The organism is Azospirillum sp. OGB3 (assembly GCF_014192915.1).
Taxonomy (GTDB): domain Bacteria; phylum Pseudomonadota; class Alphaproteobacteria; order Azospirillales; family Azospirillaceae; genus Azospirillum.
This window is the reverse complement of sequence record NZ_JACHYN010000001.1, coordinates 254,022-268,696: the sequence shown is the minus strand read 5'-3', so window position 1 is coordinate 268,696 and position 14,675 is coordinate 254,022. Positions and strand designations below refer to the sequence as shown.

General features: G+C 70.0%; 16 protein-coding genes and 1 tRNA gene. 13 read left to right on the top strand and 4 right to left on the bottom strand.

What is annotated here, in order from left to right:
* Window positions 1–68: 68 nt before the first annotated feature.
* The 3 genes from FHW79_RS01335 to FHW79_RS01325 all read right to left on the bottom strand — a co-directional run bounded on the left by FHW79_RS01335 (window position 69) and on the right by FHW79_RS01325 (window position 1,132).
* Window positions 69–347, bottom strand: coding sequence for a hypothetical protein (locus tag FHW79_RS01335; RefSeq protein ID WP_183177320.1), 279 nt, complete (start codon window positions 345–347; stop codon window positions 69–71).
* A 170-nt stretch (window positions 348–517) separates the two neighbouring features.
* Window positions 518–593 (bottom strand) — tRNA-Ala (locus FHW79_RS01330).
* 143 nt (window positions 594–736) lie between these two features.
* On the bottom strand, window positions 737–1,132 hold the full coding sequence (locus FHW79_RS01325; protein WP_183177319.1) for a TIGR02300 family protein: 396 nt from the start codon (window positions 1,130–1,132) through the stop codon (window positions 737–739).
* A 205-nt stretch (window positions 1,133–1,337) separates the two neighbouring features.
* On the opposite strand from FHW79_RS01325, the gene ggt reads away from it, so the two are divergent.
* The 4 genes from ggt to rpsA all read left to right on the top strand — a co-directional run bounded on the left by ggt (window position 1,338) and on the right by rpsA (window position 7,074).
* Window positions 1,338–3,104 (top strand): gamma-glutamyltransferase, encoded by a 1,767-nt coding sequence (gene ggt, locus FHW79_RS01320; protein ID WP_183177318.1) that lies wholly within the window; start codon window positions 1,338–1,340, stop codon window positions 3,102–3,104.
* Between the two features lie 87 nt (window positions 3,105–3,191).
* Window positions 3,192–4,529 (top strand): 3-phosphoshikimate 1-carboxyvinyltransferase, encoded by a 1,338-nt coding sequence (aroA, locus tag FHW79_RS01315; RefSeq protein WP_183177317.1) that lies wholly within the window; start codon window positions 3,192–3,194, stop codon window positions 4,527–4,529.
* A gap of 5 nt (window positions 4,530–4,534) precedes the next feature.
* Window positions 4,535–5,209 (top strand): (d)CMP kinase, encoded by a 675-nt coding sequence (cmk, locus tag FHW79_RS01310; protein ID WP_183177709.1) that lies wholly within the window; start codon window positions 4,535–4,537, stop codon window positions 5,207–5,209.
* A 155-nt stretch (window positions 5,210–5,364) separates the two neighbouring features.
* Entirely contained in the window at window positions 5,365–7,074 is a 1,710-nt protein-coding gene (gene rpsA / locus FHW79_RS01305) for a 30S ribosomal protein S1 (protein ID WP_183177316.1), read from the top strand.
* Between the two features lie 129 nt (window positions 7,075–7,203).
* Here the strand turns inward: rpsA and FHW79_RS01300 are convergent, their stop codons facing one another.
* Window positions 7,204–8,022, bottom strand: a complete 819-nt coding sequence (locus tag FHW79_RS01300; RefSeq protein ID WP_183177315.1) for a DUF2189 domain-containing protein — start codon at window positions 8,020–8,022, stop codon at window positions 7,204–7,206.
* A 275-nt stretch (window positions 8,023–8,297) separates the two neighbouring features.
* Here FHW79_RS01300 and ihfB point away from each other — a divergent pair, with 275 nt between their 5' ends.
* The 9 genes from ihfB (at window position 8,298) to FHW79_RS01255 (ending at window position 14,521) form a co-directional block, all read left to right on the top strand.
* Window positions 8,298–8,582, top strand: coding sequence for an integration host factor subunit beta (gene ihfB, locus FHW79_RS01295; protein ID WP_014239239.1), 285 nt, complete (start codon window positions 8,298–8,300; stop codon window positions 8,580–8,582).
* An 88-nt stretch (window positions 8,583–8,670) separates the two neighbouring features.
* Window positions 8,671–9,060: a LapA family protein gene (locus FHW79_RS01290; RefSeq protein WP_183177314.1), complete on the top strand. Its 390-nt coding sequence runs from the start codon at window positions 8,671–8,673 to the stop codon at window positions 9,058–9,060.
* A gap of 88 nt (window positions 9,061–9,148) precedes the next feature.
* Complete coding sequence (locus FHW79_RS01285) at window positions 9,149–10,105, top strand: ornithine cyclodeaminase family protein (protein ID WP_183177313.1); 957 nt, start codon at window positions 9,149–9,151, stop codon at window positions 10,103–10,105.
* A gap of 14 nt (window positions 10,106–10,119) precedes the next feature.
* Entirely contained in the window at window positions 10,120–11,232 is a 1,113-nt protein-coding gene (locus FHW79_RS01280; RefSeq protein ID WP_183177312.1) for an FAD-dependent oxidoreductase, read from the top strand.
* Window positions 11,233–11,323: 91 nt separating this feature from the next.
* Window positions 11,324–11,464, top strand: coding sequence for a hypothetical protein (locus FHW79_RS01275; RefSeq protein WP_175426405.1), 141 nt, complete (start codon window positions 11,324–11,326; stop codon window positions 11,462–11,464).
* Between the two features lie 17 nt (window positions 11,465–11,481).
* A complete protein-coding gene (locus tag FHW79_RS01270) occupies window positions 11,482–11,925 on the top strand; it encodes a YsnF/AvaK domain-containing protein (RefSeq protein ID WP_183177311.1) in 444 nt (147 codons plus the stop codon).
* 4 nt (window positions 11,926–11,929) lie between these two features.
* Window positions 11,930–12,994: a YsnF/AvaK domain-containing protein gene (locus FHW79_RS01265; protein ID WP_247884111.1), complete on the top strand. Its 1,065-nt coding sequence runs from the start codon at window positions 11,930–11,932 to the stop codon at window positions 12,992–12,994.
* A gap of 144 nt (window positions 12,995–13,138) precedes the next feature.
* Window positions 13,139–13,852 carry an orotidine-5'-phosphate decarboxylase gene (gene pyrF / locus FHW79_RS01260; RefSeq protein ID WP_183177310.1) on the top strand — a complete coding sequence of 238 codons (714 nt, stop codon included), beginning with the start codon at window positions 13,139–13,141 and terminating at the stop codon, window positions 13,850–13,852.
* Between the two features lie 12 nt (window positions 13,853–13,864).
* Window positions 13,865–14,521 carry a phosphoribosylanthranilate isomerase gene (locus tag FHW79_RS01255; protein WP_183177309.1) on the top strand — a complete coding sequence of 219 codons (657 nt, stop codon included), beginning with the start codon at window positions 13,865–13,867 and terminating at the stop codon, window positions 14,519–14,521.
* Window positions 14,522–14,675 lie beyond the last annotated feature (154 nt).

Here is a 14,675-nt window from a genome sequence, read left to right as displayed (position 1 = left end):
TGGTGGGTGCCACCAACAGGTGGGGACCGGCGCCGCGAATGGGAGGGGGAAAGCGCCCAGTGCTTGGCTCAGTGCTTGGGGGTGCCGCAGCCGCCGCTTCCGCAGCCGCAGCCTCCGGCCGGGGCGGTGACGTGGATGGCGCCGCGCGCGGTGGCCAGCAGGACGTCCAGCGGGATGCCGGTGGCCTTGGCGAGATCGCCCAGGCTGGCGCTGTCGGGCACGCCGACGCCGGGGTTGAAGACCGGGTGGATCTGCGCCAGACGGCTCACGGCGTCCGGATCGACGGCGTTCAGCGCGCCCAGGGTGGTGTCGCCGGTCAGGGTGTTGGCGATCAGGATGTCGGCCATGGCGTGTCCGAAGCGGGAGGGAAGGGGGATCGGCGGAAGCCGACGGTGCCGCCCGACCAAAGAGCGTTCCTTGACGCCTGTCAAGACGATGACGGCGGCCGGAAAGGGAGGAAACGGGGGGCGGAAACGCCGAAGGGCCCGCGCGGAGTCGCGCAGGCCCTTCGGGTGTTTGGTGGAGCCAAGGAGGATCGAACTCCTGACCTCTACAATGCCATTGTAGCGCTCTCCCAGCTGAGCTATGGCCCCGAAACTCTGGGCGGCGAGCCTTGCGGCCTGCCTCGGTGGAGCGGGATATTGGTCAGGACGGGGGGCTGATGCAAGAGAAAAATTCAGCCCCGCCCACCTTTTTTCCGCCCCTCCGCCCCCGTCTTCCAAAGGGGGAGCGCCGGTCAGCGCTCCTCCTCGTCCTCGCCCTCGACATCGACGACCTCGTCCATGTCGTCCTCGCCCAGCTCCGAGGTGTCCTCGATCAGGACATCGTCCTCGTCCTCGGGCGTCTCGTCGGTTTCCTCGATGTCGTCGACGGTCACGTCGTCCTCGACCTCGTCGAGTTCCGTCGACTCCTCGTCGTTCTCGGTCTCGGTTTCCTCATCGTCCGAGGAGACCACCGGGGCCTTCTTGACATCGTCGACCGGCGCCGGGCGCGCCTTGCGGGACTTCAGCAACGCCTCGGGATCGAACTGCGCTCCGCAGCTCGGGCACACCGGCGGGTCCTTGCGCAGATCGTAATAGCGCGCGCCACAGCTCGGGCAGATGCGCTTGACGCCCCATTCGGGTTTGGCCACGCCTCGTCCTCCGTCACGTTCCTAGGGAATGCCCAATTCGGGAATTGCAAGCCGCGCCCTTTGCCACGCCAGCGGGCGCTTGTCAAAAAAAAGTTCGCTGAATGTCGCCGGCGGTGTGGCAGGGCCGGCGGCCGGTGCCAAACTTCACCCTGCGGTGGTCCGCCGGGCCGCCACCAAGGATACCATGATAATGGGGGAGGAACCGATGCCGATCCTGCTGTCCCGCCGCTGGCGGGCGCTGCTGTCCGCCGGCCTGCTGGCGGCGCTGCCGCTGGAGGCCCTGGCCCAGACGTCGCCGTCCGCCGCCGGCGACCTCGCGCCGGAGCGCGCGACCGGGCGCGGCAGCCGCAGCGTCGACACCGCCACCCGCCACATGGTGGCCGCCGCGAATCCGCTGGCGGCGGAGGCCGGGCGCGAGATCCTGCGGGCGGGGGGCAGCGCGGTGGACGCGGCCATCGCCGTGCAGCTCGTCCTCAATCTTGTGGAACCGCAGAGCTCCGGAGTCGGGGGCGGCGCCTTCCTGGTCCATCACGACGCCGCAACGAAGGCGGTGACCTCCCTCGACGGGCGCGAGACGGCGCCGGCCGCCGCGACTCCCGAACGCTTCCTGGGGGCGGACGGCAAGCCGATGCCCTTCTACGACGCGGTGGTCGGCGGCCGGTCGGTCGGGGTGCCGGGCACGGTGATGCTGCTGGAGCACGCGCACCGCACGCACGGCAAACTGCCCTGGCCCCGCCTGTTCGAGCGCGCCATCGCGCTGGCCGAGGACGGCTTCACGGTCAGCCCGCGGCTGAACGGCCAGCTGGCGATGGAGAAGCACCTGCCGGCCAACCCCGGGGCCCGCGCCTACTTCTATCAGCCGGACGGCACGCCCTGGCCGGTCGGCCATGTGCTGAGGAATCCGGAGTTCGCGGCGACGCTGCGGGCCATCGCCGACAAGGGCTCCGCCGCCTTCTACGAGGGTCCGATCGCCGCCGACGTCGTCAAGGCGGTGACCGGCCACCCCACCAACCCCGGCGACATGACCGAGGCCGACCTGAAGGCCTACCGGGTGAAGGAGCGGGAGCCGGTCTGCGGTTCCTACCGTGTCTACACCCTGTGCGGCATGGGGCCGCCCAGCTCCGGCGGGGTCGCGGTGCTGCAGATGCTGGCCGTCCTGGAAGGGCGCGACATGGCCGCCACCCGCAACGATCCGGCGCTGGCCGCCCATTGGCTGTCGGAGGCCGGGCGACTCGCCTTCGCCGACCGCGGCCTCTATCTCGCCGACCCCGATTTCGTGGCGGTGCCGGTGAAGGGGCTGCTCGACCGCGGCTATCTGGCGAGCCGCGCCGCCCTGGTCGGCGAGCGGTCCATGGGCAAGGCCCAGCCGGGCGAGCCGCCCTTCCGCCAGGGCCGCGCCTGGGGCTTCGCCGAGGCCGAGGAGCATGGCACCAGCCACATCTCCGTGGTCGACGGGGCCGGCAACGCCGTCGCCATGACCACCACCATCGAGGACGGCTTCGGCTCCCGCCTGATGGTGCGCGGTTTCCTGCTGAACAACGAGCTGACCGACTTCGCCTTCACCCCCGTGGAGGACGGCAAGCCGGTCGCCAACCGGGTGGAGCCGGGCAAGCGCCCGCGCAGCTCGATGGCGCCGACCCTGGTCTTCCGCGACGGCGCCCTGGTGGCCTCGGTGGGGTCGCCGGGCGGCAGCAACATCATCAATTACGTGGGCAAGACGCTGGTCGCGCTGCTCGACTGGAGCCTCGACCCGCAGGCGGCGGTGGACATTCCCAACTTCGGCAGCCGCAACGGCCCGACCGAGCTGGAGCAGGGCACCGAGGCGGAGGGCTGGATCGCGGCGCTGGAGGCGCGGGGGCACACGGTCAAGGCGATGGAGCTGACCTCCGGCACCCAGGCGATCGTGGTGACCGGGCAGGGGCTGTCCGGCGGGGCGGACACCCGGCGCGAGGGGGTGGCGGTCGGCGACTGATCGTGGGAACCGCGCATCGCTCGCATCGCCCTTCCCGCTGTGCTAGGTACTCCGCCCTGGTCACATTCTTGTCTGGGGAGCCCTCCCATGCTGCAGGCGAAGCCGCTTCGCTCATCCGTCACCGGCGCGCTGGCCGGCACCATCCGCGTGCCGGGCGACAAGTCGATTTCGCACCGGTCGCTGATGCTGGGCGCCGTCGCGGTGGGCGAAACCGTCATCCACGGCCTGCTGGAAGGGGAGGACGTGCTGAACACGGCCGCCGCCATGCGCCTGCTCGGCGCCCAGGCGGAGCGCGGCGGGGACGGAGTGTGGCGCGTGCGCGGCGTCGGTCTGGGTGGGCTGGCGGAACCGGCGCAGGTGCTCGACATGGGCAACAGCGGCACGGCGGCCCGCCTGCTGATGGGTCTCGTCGCGTCGCACCCGATCACCTGCGTCTTCACCGGCGACGCCTCGCTGAACAAGCGCCCGATGGCCCGCGTGACCGGTCCGCTGGAGCAGATGGGCGCGCGCTTCGTCGGACGCTCCGGCGGGCGGCTGCCGCTGGCCGTGGTCGGCAGCGACCGGACCGTGCCGATCACGTACCGCCTGCCGGTGGCCTCCGCCCAGGTGAAGTCGGCGATCATCCTCTGCGGCCTGAACACCGCCGGCACCACCACGGTGATCGAGGCGGAGCCGACCCGCGACCACACCGAGCTGATGCTGCGCCATTTCGGCGCCACCGTGACGACCGAGCGGATGGAGGACGGCGCGCTCGCCGTGTCTGTCCTCGGCCAGCCGGAGCTGACCGGGCGCGCGATCGTCGTGCCGGCCGACCCCAGCTCCGCCGCCTTCCCGGCGGTCGCGGCGCTGCTGCGCCCCGGCTCGGAGCTGCTGCTCCCCGGTGTCGGCATGAATCCGCGCCGCACCGGCCTCTACGACACGCTGATCGAGATGGGCGCGAACATCGCCTTCGAGAACCGCCGCGACGAGGCGGGCGAGCCGGTGGCCGACCTGCGGGTGAAGCACGGCCCGCTGAAGGGCATCGTCGTCCCGGCGGACCGCGCCCCCAGCATGATCGACGAGTATCCGATCCTCGCCGCCGCCGCCGCCTGCGCGGAGGGCACCACCGTCATGCTCGGCCTCAAGGAACTGCGCGTGAAGGAGAGCGACCGCCTCGCCATGGTCGCCGACGGGCTGACCAAGTGCGGCGTGAAGGTCGAGGTCGGGGCCGACGACAGCCTGACCGTCTACGGCACCGGCAAGCCGCCGCAGGGCGGCGCCACCGTCGCCACCGCCATGGACCACCGCATCGCCATGAGCTTCCTGGTGCTGGGCATGGCGACGGCCGAGCCGGTGCAGGTGGACGACGGCGCCTTCATCGACACCAGCTTCCCCGGCTTCGTCGGTCTGATGAACGGCGTCGGCGCCAGGATCGCGGGGGTGTGAGGGCGATGGGTCCGGTCATCGCCATCGTCATCGCCATCGACGGCCCCGCCGCGGCGGGCAAGGGCACGCTGTCCAAGCGGGTCGCCCAGGCCTACGGCTTCGCGCATCTCGACACCGGGGCGCTCTACCGCGCGGTCGGCGTCAGCGTCCTGCGCGCGGGCGGCGACCCGGCGGATGCGGAGGCGGCGGCCCGGGCCGCCCGCGCGCTGCGGCCGGACGACGGCATCCTGAACGACCCGGCCCTGCGCAACGACGAGGCGGCGCAGGCGGCCTCCAAGGTCGCCGTGGTGCCGGCGGTGCGGGCCGCCCTGCTCGACTTCCAGCGGCGCTTCGCCGCGACCCCGCCCGGCGGCGCGCCGGGGGCGGTGCTGGACGGGCGGGACGTCGGAACGGTCGTATGCCCGAACGCCGATGCCAAGCTGTTCGTTACCGCTTCGGTGGAGGTGCGGGCCGAACGGCGACTCAAGGAGTTGCGGGAACGCGGGATTCCGGCTATACCGTCCGACGTCCTGGAGGACATGAAGGCCCGTGACGCGCGCGACAGCCAGAGGACGGTAGCACCGCTCCTGCCGGCTGCCGACGCTTTTGTGCTTGATACCTCCGCCCTCGACGCCGACCAGGCGTTCGCAGCGGCGACCGCCTTTATCGGAACGAAAACCGGTTTCGGCCCCAAGGTCTGAGCATCAGGGTCCGGGCGCTTCGGCCCTCCAACGGAACATATGTCAACCAAGTCGCCGGGCGTGGTGCCCGGCGCGGTGGTCCCATCGGGGGCCGGCCCGTTTTGCCGCGGGACGGACCATGGCGGGATCGCTTTCGGCCAACCTTAGGAGTTTCAATGGCACAAGCTATGGCCCGGACCGGCGAAAAGGAAAGCTTCGCGGCGCTTCTCGAGGAGTCGCTCGGCACGGCCGAGTCCCTCGAAGGCTCGGTCGTCAAGGGGCGCGTCGTCACCGTCGAGAACGACATGGTGACCATCGACGTCGGCCTGAAGTCGGAAGGCCGCGTCGCGCTGAAGGAATTCGCCGTTGCCGGCCAGCCGCCCGAGCTGAAGGCGGGCGACACCGTCGAGGTGTATCTGGAGCGCATGGAAGACAAGAACGGCGAAGCCGTTCTGTCGCGTGAGAAGGCCAAGCGCGAAGAGGCCTGGGCGCTGCTGGAGAAGTCCTTCCAGGACCAGACCCGCGTCACCGGCGTCATCTTCGGCCGCGTCAAGGGCGGCTTCACCGTCGACCTGTCGGGCGCCGTGGCGTTCCTGCCGGGTTCGCAGGTGGACATCCGTCCGGTCCGCGACATCTCCCCGCTGCTGGGCACCCCGCAGCCGTTCCAGATCCTGAAGATGGACCGCTCGCGCGGCAACATCGTCGTGTCGCGTCGCGCCGTGCTCGAAGAGAGCCGCGCCGAGGCCCGTTCGGAGCTGGTGGCCAACCTCAAGGAAGGCCAGGTTCTGCAGGGTGTGGTCAAGAACATCACCGACTACGGCGCGTTCGTGGATCTGGGTGGCGTCGACGGCCTGCTGCACGTCACCGACATCGCGTGGCGCCGCATCAACCACCCGTCCGAAGCCCTGCAGATCGGCCAGACCGTTACGGTCCAGGTCATCCGCTTCAACCCGGAGACCCAGCGCATCAGCCTCGGCATGAAGCAGCTGGAAGCCGATCCGTGGGAAGGCGTGGAAGCCAAGTACCCGGTCAGCTCGCGGTTCAAGGGTCGCGTCACCAACATCACCGACTACGGCGCCTTCGTGGAGCTGGAGCCGGGGATCGAGGGCCTGGTGCACGTTTCGGAGATGTCCTGGACGAAGAAGAACGTCCATCCGGGCAAGATCGTGTCGACTTCGCAGGAAGTCGAGGTCATGGTCCTGGACGTCGATCCGCAGAAGCGCCGCATCAGCCTGGGCCTCAAGCAGTGCCTGGACAACCCGTGGGAGACCTTCCTCGACAAGTTCGGCCCGGGCACGGAGCTGGAAGGCGAGGTCAAGAACATCACCGAGTTCGGTCTGTTCGTCGGTCTGCCGGGCGACATCGACGGCATGGTCCACATGTCCGATCTCGACTGGAACAAGTCGGGTGAGGAGGCCATCGCCGAGTACAAGAAGGGCGACCGCGTCAAGGTCAAGGTCCTGGACGTCGACGTCGAGAAGGAGCGCATCTCCCTCGGCATCAAGCAGCTCGCGAACGATCCGTTCGAGGCTGCCACGGCCGGCCTGAAGAAGAACGAGGTCGTCACCTGCACCGTCACCCAGGTCACCGACGGTGGCATCGAGGTCACGGTCGGCGAGGGCTACACCGGCTTCATCCGCAAGTCGGACCTGTCCCGCGACCGTTCGGAGCAGCGTCCGGACCGCTTCGCCGTCGGCGAGAAGGTCGACGCGAAGGTCACCCAGATCGACCGCGGCTCCCGCCGCATCTCGCTGTCCATCAAGGCCCGCGAGATGGAGGAGGAGAAGCAGGCGATGGCCGAGTACGGTTCGTCCGACTCGGGCGCCTCGCTGGGCGACATCCTGGGTGCGGCTCTGAAGCGCAAGCAGCAGACCGGCGAGGAGTAAGGCTCTTCCCATCCCCCTCCCCTGCGCAAGCGGGGGAGGGCCGGGGAGGGGGGCTGTCTCTCGCACCTACGCCAAAGAAAAAGCCGCCGCGGTCACCCCGCGGCGGCTTTTTCCTTTTTCAAACCGCTCTCACCCCTCCTCGTCCTCCTTGATGAGGTCGCGGTAGGCGTGCCAGCTCGCGTGCCCGACCAGGGGCAGGGCGACGATCAGCCCGAGGAAGCCGGTCAGCAGACCGGCGCCGGTCACCAGCACGATCAGCCCGGCCCACAGCGCCAGGACGCGCGGGTTGCGCAGCACCGCCATCGCCGAGGCCAGCGCCGCGGCGAAGACATCCACCGGGCGGTCCATCATCATCGGCAGGGCGGTGACGTTGGTGATGAAGGCGAAAGCGGCGAAGGCGAAGCCCAGCGCCGTGATGAAGACGGTGAAGATCAGCCCGTCCAGGCTGAACATCTGCGCCACGAAATGGTCCAGCGCGATGGCCTCGTGCGGGAAGAACAGGGCGAAGGCCACCACGTTCATCCGCGCCCAGATCATCACATAGAGCATCAGGATCAGGCCGGCGGTCAGAATGTGGTAGGGGTTGGCCCGCCACGCGGTCAGCGCCCGCCACAGGCTGGGCCGCCGCCCCTCCTCGACGTCCTTGGAAATCCGGTAGAGGCCGAGCGCCAGAAGCGGGGCGATCAGCAGGAAGGCGCCGATCATCGGCGCGATCAGATAGGCCATCCCGGCCAGGACCAGCCCGCCGGTCAGCGCGAAGCCGATGGCGACGAACAGGGCGCCGTAGGCAAGGCTGACCCAGCCCGACGCCCGCAGGTCCGCCCAGCCCGCCCGCAGCCAGCCCAGCGCCTGATCGGCGGTGACGGTGCGGACGCGGTCCGCGTAGGGCAGGCCGGCCAGCGGGTCGGCGGGACCGGTGTGATGGCCGGTGTGGTCAGTGTGTGTCATGGCGAACCTCCAACCGAGTCCGGCAACCGAGTCCGACGATGGGAACCGTGCCAAGCAACTCATCGGAAATGGTGCGTTCAAGGGCAATCCGTAAGACGGATTAATCACATTTCGGGCCTTTTTCCCGGCGGCCGTCGGGCAAGCCGGAGCGTTGCCGGGAAAAGGGTTCCGCCAGAAAGGCTTAGCTTGACGGTCACCGGACCCGGTGGCACGCTTGCGCGCAGGTCAAGGAGCGCGGTGCAAGGGCGCTCAGAACCGGGGGAAACGGAATCGCCATGACCAAATCGGAGCTGATTCAACGGCTCGCGGAGCGCAATCCGCATCTGTACCAGCGCGACATCGAAAAGATCGTCGGCACCATCTTCGACGAGATCTCCGAAGCGCTTGCCCGCGGCGACCGGGTGGAACTGCGCGGGTTCGGCGCCTTCTCCGTCAAGCGCCGCGACGCCCGCACCGGCCGCAACCCGCGCACGGGCGAGGCCGTCGAGGTGGGCGAGAAGGCGATCCCCTTCTTCAAGACCGGAAAACAGTTGCGCGAGCGCTTGAACACCGACGAATGATGTCCGTTCATTGACAGCCCGTCACTGACTCATCGGCCCGGACCCGGCGCTGACCCGGCCCCCGATCATGGATACGAGGACCACACCCGTGCGTTTCATCGCCCTCATCATCGCCGTTCCCATCGCGCTCGCCGCGGTGCTGTTCGCCATCTCCAACCGTGGCCTGGTCACGCTGTCGCTCTGGCCGCTGCCCTTCACGCTGGAGGTTCCGGTCTACCTCGCCACGCTGGTGGCGCTGGTGATCGGCTTCCTGGCCGGCGGCGTCGTCGCCTGGAACGCCCAGCGCCGTCATCGCCGCCGCGCCCGCCGCTCGACCGACCGCGTGTCCTACCTGGAGCGCGAGCTGAAGGAGACGCAGGCCCGCGCCGCCGCCGCGGAGAAGCGCCTGGCCGAGATGAACCGCCCGCTGTCCGGCACCGCCGGCCTGCCCGCGGTGACCGGGTCCGGCACCGCCCTGCCGGCGACCACGGTCCACTGACCGCCCGCCGGTAACCCCTTCGGCCTCCCGTCCGGCCGGGGGGCGGGAGGGGGGTTCCGCTTTGCCGGACCTGTGGAGGGAGCCGCCGATGCGCACCGTCACCGGAGCCGAGCTGAAGTCCGTCCTGCACTTCCGCATGCTGATCGAGCGCATGCGGCAGACCTTCCGCGCCGGGGTCGAGGTGCCGATGCGGCACCACCACACGGTCGAGACCTACGGCCAGAACGACGGCACGCTGCTGCTGATGCCGGCCTGGCAGGTCAACCAGTCCATCGGCGTCAAGGTGGTCACCGTCTTCCCCGACAACGGGGCGAAGGACTTGCCGGCGGTGCAGGGCCTGTACCTGCTGATGGACGGCAAGACGGGGATGCCCCAGGCGGTTCTCGACGGCACCGCGCTCACCAAGCGGCGCACCGCCGCGGCCTCCGCCCTCGCCGCCTCCTACCTTGCGCGGCCCGACTCGGAACGGCTGCTGATGGTCGGCACCGGGGCGCTGGCGCCCGAACTGATCGAGGCCTTCGCCACCGTCCTGCCGATCAAGCATGTGCTGGTCTGGGGCCGCAGCCTCGAGAAGGCGAAGAAGGTGGCCAGCCGCTTCCACCGCCCGAAATTCCGCATCGAGGCCACGGCCGACCTGGAGGGGGCGGTGCGCGGCGCCCAGGTGATCTCCTGCGCGACGCTGGCGAAGGAGCCGCTGATCCGCGGCGCATGGCTTCAGCCGGGCGCCCATCTCGACCTCGTCGGCGGCTTCACCCCGGAGATGCGCGAGGCGGACGACGACTGCATCCGCCGCTCCCGCGTCTTCGTGGACACCCGCGAGGGGGCCTGCAAGGAGGCGGGTGACATCGTCCAGCCGATGAAGGCCGGCATCCTGACCGACGCCGACATCGCCGGCGACCTCTACGACCTGACCCGCGGCCAGCGCGCCGGGCGCCGCTTCTACGACCAGATCACCCTGTTCAAGTCGGTCGGCACCGCGCTGGAGGATCTCTGCGCCGCCCAACTGGCGGTGGAGATGGTGATCCACAACGACACGATCCGCTGAGGCGTTTTTCCATCATGACTCTCCGCATCACCGTCGTCGGCGCCGGCATCATGGGGCTGTGCACGGCCTGGGCGCTGGCCCGCGCCGGGCACGAGGTCGCGGTCTTCGACCAGGGCCAGGTGCCCAACCCCTTCGGCAGCTCCGTCGACCAGCACCGGCTGTTTCGCCACGCCTACGGCGCCAGCGCCGGCTACGCCCGCATGGCCGACACGGCCTTCCAGGCGTGGGAACGGCTGTGGACCGACCTGGGCGAGCGGCTGCTCGTCCCCAGCGGCACGCTCTGCACCGCCTCGGCGGAGGACGGGCGGCGCTGGCTGGCCGACAGCGTCGCGGTTATGGAGTCGCTGGGCCATCCGTTCCGCCGTCTGACCCCGGCGCAGATCGCCGCGGAGTTCCCGCTGGTCGACGCCGACGCGGTGGCGGAGGGGCTGCATCTGGAGTCGGGCGGCGTGCTGCTCGCCGGGCGCATCGTGGAGCTGCTCAGCCACCATCTGAACGCGCTGGGGGTGACGGTTCACGCGCGTGCCCCCGTGACGGCGATCGACGCGGAGCGCGCCACCGTGACGCTCGCCGACCGCCGGACCATCGGCGCCGACGCGCTGGTGGTCGCCGCCGGGGCCTGGGTGACGAAGCTGCTGCCGGAGACGGCGGCGCGCCTGACCCCGTCGCGGCAGGTCGTGGCCTATCTGATGCCGCCGGAGGGGCTGCGCGGCGTCTGGGCGACGGCGCCGATGCTGATCGACGCGGACGGGGAGAGCGGCGTTTATGTCGTGCCGCCGGTGGCCGGCACGACGATGAAGGCGGGCGACCACCGCTTCTCGCGCGTCGGCGACCCGGACACCGACCGCGACCCCGATCCGGACGAGGCGCGCGACGTGCTGGACCGCGCCCGCCGGGTGCTGGCGGACGGCCACCGCTACAGCCTCGCCAACGCCGCGACCTGCTTCTACACGGTGACCGAGGACGAGCGCTTCCTGGTCGAGCCGCTGTCCGCCCGCTGCTGGCTGATGAGCGCCTGCTCCGGCCACGGCTTCAAGTTCGCCCCCGCACTGGGCGAGGCGCTGGCCGCCGCCATCGGCGATCCGGCGCGGGCAACCGGGCTATCCCTCTGGGCCGCGGGGCGCTGACCGGACTCACGGAACGGCGCCGTGTTCCTCCTGTTGGAAATGGGCAACCAAGGCAAACCGCCCCAATCCAAACAGACAGGGAGTAAGCCCCATGGCCGATGAACCGCGGAAAGTGGGTGTCTATGACACAGACGGGAACCGGACGGCGCCGGCTGGCTCGACGGGGATGAACTGGTGGGTCATCGCGCTCGTCGTGCTGGTGATCCTCGTCGCCCTGTTCATCTTCCTCTGAGCGCCGAGGCGGCGGCCATGCCACAGGAACGCGCACCGCCGGAGCGGGCCGTCTCCGAGGAAGCCGTCCCTCTTTACGAGGAAACCCTGTCGGTCGGAAAGCGCACTGTCGAAACCGGCCGCTTGCGGATCACCACGGTCGTCCGCGAGCGTGAGGAAACCGTGGAACAGGATCTCTCCAGCGAGGCGGTGGAGGTCCTTCGTGTTCCGGTGGGTCGCCCGGTCGATGCCGCGCCGGAGCCGCGGTACGAAGGCGACGTGCTGATCGTACCGATCCTCGAAGAAGAACTGGTCGTGACGAAACGGCTGGTCCTTAAAGAAGAACTGCACATCCGCAAACAGGCGACCCGGCGCACCGAGCGCGTCACCGAGACGCTGCGCTCCGAAGACGCCGTCGTCACCAGGGACGACGCCGCGCGCGCCGACGCGCTGCGGTCCGAAACATTGCCTCCACAGGAGTAGGCTGATGAACAGGAAAACCATCGTCGCGCTGTATGACGATCTGTCCAGCGCCGAACGCGTGCTTGGCGAGCTGCAGGCCCGGAACCTGCGCCAGGACTTCACCATGATGGGCGCGGACAGCGCCAATCTGGGAACCGCCACCGAGGGCCGGCTGGAAAGCTGGCGCCACGCCGCCGATTTCGGAGAGGATTTGAACTTCAACGCCCGCGACAAGCGCCTGTCGATGCTGACCCGCATGGGAGTGACGCGGGACGACGCGGAGATTTTCGCGGAGGGCATACGCCGCGGCGGCGTTCTTCTGGTCGGCCGCGTCGAAGACGCGCAATGCGACGGGGCCCTGGCCATCATCGAGCAGCATGGCCCGGTGGACATTGCCGACCGCGGTCGGAGTTATCGGGAGACCGGCTGGACCGGTTACGACGCCTCCTCCACGGATTACGACCACACCCAGGCCACCGAGGAGCGCACGCGCTACAGCTCCGGCCTGGGCGCCGCCGCGGCGTCCCTGCGTGACGTCAACACCGAAGGCACGGTGGGACGGGTCGAAACCGACACGACCCGCAACACCGAAACCACCCGCCATGCCGGCGCGGTTGGATCGGGCGAGGAGCAGCGCATTCCCGTGGTCGAGGAGCGGCTGAACGTCGGCAAGCGGGAGGTGGAACGCGGGTCCGTCCGCGTCCGCAGCTACATGACCGAGACACCGGTGGAGGAACAGGTCCGCCTGCGCGATGAAAAGGTGACGGTCGAGCGCCGCCCGGTGGATCGCCCCGTCAGCGACCTGCCCCCCGAAGCCTTCCAGGAGCGCACCATCGAAGTGAGCGAGACGGACGAGGAGGCGGTGGTCGAAAAGACCGCCCGGGTCCGGGAGGAGGTGGTGATCCGCAAGGAGGCCGAGGAGCGCGCGCAGACGGTGTCCGACACGGTCCGCCGGACCGAGGTGGAGATCGACGACGCACGCAGCACCGGCGCCGACCGTCCGGCCGATCTTCCTTCGGACCGCGACCGTATGCCCGGCGACCGTCCGGTGGACCGTGGACTTGACCGCGACCCGGACCGGAAGATCTGACCTCAGGCGGCCCACGACCCTCCCGTGGGGTTGCCCGCGGGAGGGATAAGGCGTCTTCGCGCCCCGGAAGTCTGGTGATTGCCGCCGGCCCTTGTTAGGCTGCGCGCCGTCACCACCTTCCAGGGTCCGGAGAGCCGTTTTTCCATGAGCACGCCCAGCATCGCGCCCGCCTCGCGCATCTTCTGCGCCGTCGACACGACCGACCTCGACACCGCCCGCGACCTCGGCCGGCGGATCGCTGGGGTGGTCGGCGGGATCAAGCTGGGGCTGGAGTTCTTCATCGCCCACGGCCCGGCGGGCATCCGCGCGGTGATCGGCGAAGACGGCCCGCCGCTGTTCCTCGACCTCAAGCTGCACGACATCCCCAACACGGTGGCGGGCGGCATCCGGGCGGCGCTGCCGCTGAAGCCCGCCTTCCTGACCATCCACACCTCCGGCGGCCCGGCGATGATGCGCGCGGCGGCGGAGGCCGCGGCCAGCGCGGGCGCCGACCGTCCGAAGATCCTCGCCGTCACCGTGCTGACCAGCATGGACGCCGCCGACCTCCAGGCCGTCGGGCAGAGCGTCCCGGTGGCCGGGCAGGTGAAGCGGCTGGCGCTGCTCGCCAAGGAGTCGAGGGTGGACGGCGTCGTCTGCTCCCCCGCCGAGGTGGCGCTGATCCGCGAAGCCTGCGGGCCGGATTTCATCCTGATGGTGCCGGGCATCCGCCCCGCCTGGGCCGCCGCCAACGACCAGAAGCGCGTCATGACCCCCGCCGAGGCGCTGGCCGCCGGGGCGGACCATCTGGTGATCGGGCGCCCGATCACCGGCGACGCCAACCCCGAAGCGGCCGCCCGACGCATCGTTTCGGAACTGTAAGGACCTGCCCCCATGCCCGTTCCCAAGCCCGTCAGCGTGAAGATCTGCGGCCTCACCGAGCCCCTGTCGCTGCACGCCGCGGTCGCCGGCGGGGCGCGCTATGTCGGTTTCGTCTTCTACCCGCCAAGCCCGCGCTCGATAGCACCCTCCATGGCGGCGGAGCTGGCGCGGCTGGTCCCTACCGGTGTGCGCACGGTCGGGCTGTTCGTCGATCCGGAGAACGACTTCCTGGAGCATGTGGTCAGCCAGGTCCCCTTCGACCTGATCCAACTCCACGGCAAGGAGGCGCCACGCCGCATCGCCGAAGTGAAGGCCGCCTTCAACATCCCGGTGATGAAGGCGATCAAGGTCGGCGGGCCGGAGGATCTGGCCGCCGCGCTGGAGGCCGCCGAGGTCGCCGACCGGCTGCTGTTCGACGCCAAGCCGCCGGCCAGGGTGTCGGCCCTGCCGGGCGGCAACGGCATCGCCTTCGACTGGACGCTGCTGGCCGGGCGGAGCTGGCCGAAGCCCTGGATGCTGTCCGGCGGGTTGAAGCCGGAGAACGCGGCGGAGGCGGTGCGGACGACCGGCGCCACGGCGCTCGACGTGTCGTCGGGCGTGGAGGACCGCCCCGGCCACAAGGACCCGGAGCTGATCCGCCGCTTCCTGGACAGCGTGGCCGGGCTGTGACGCCGCGTCGCGGCGAGGCATTTGAATAAAATTTGATTTTGCCGCAGGGCTTTCCCTTTTGGCGGATGGGCACAACTTAATCGCACGACCGGGTTGCGGACCCGGGTTATGACTTCGTGCGATACTGTTGGCATCCATGGGCCGCGACCGGTGG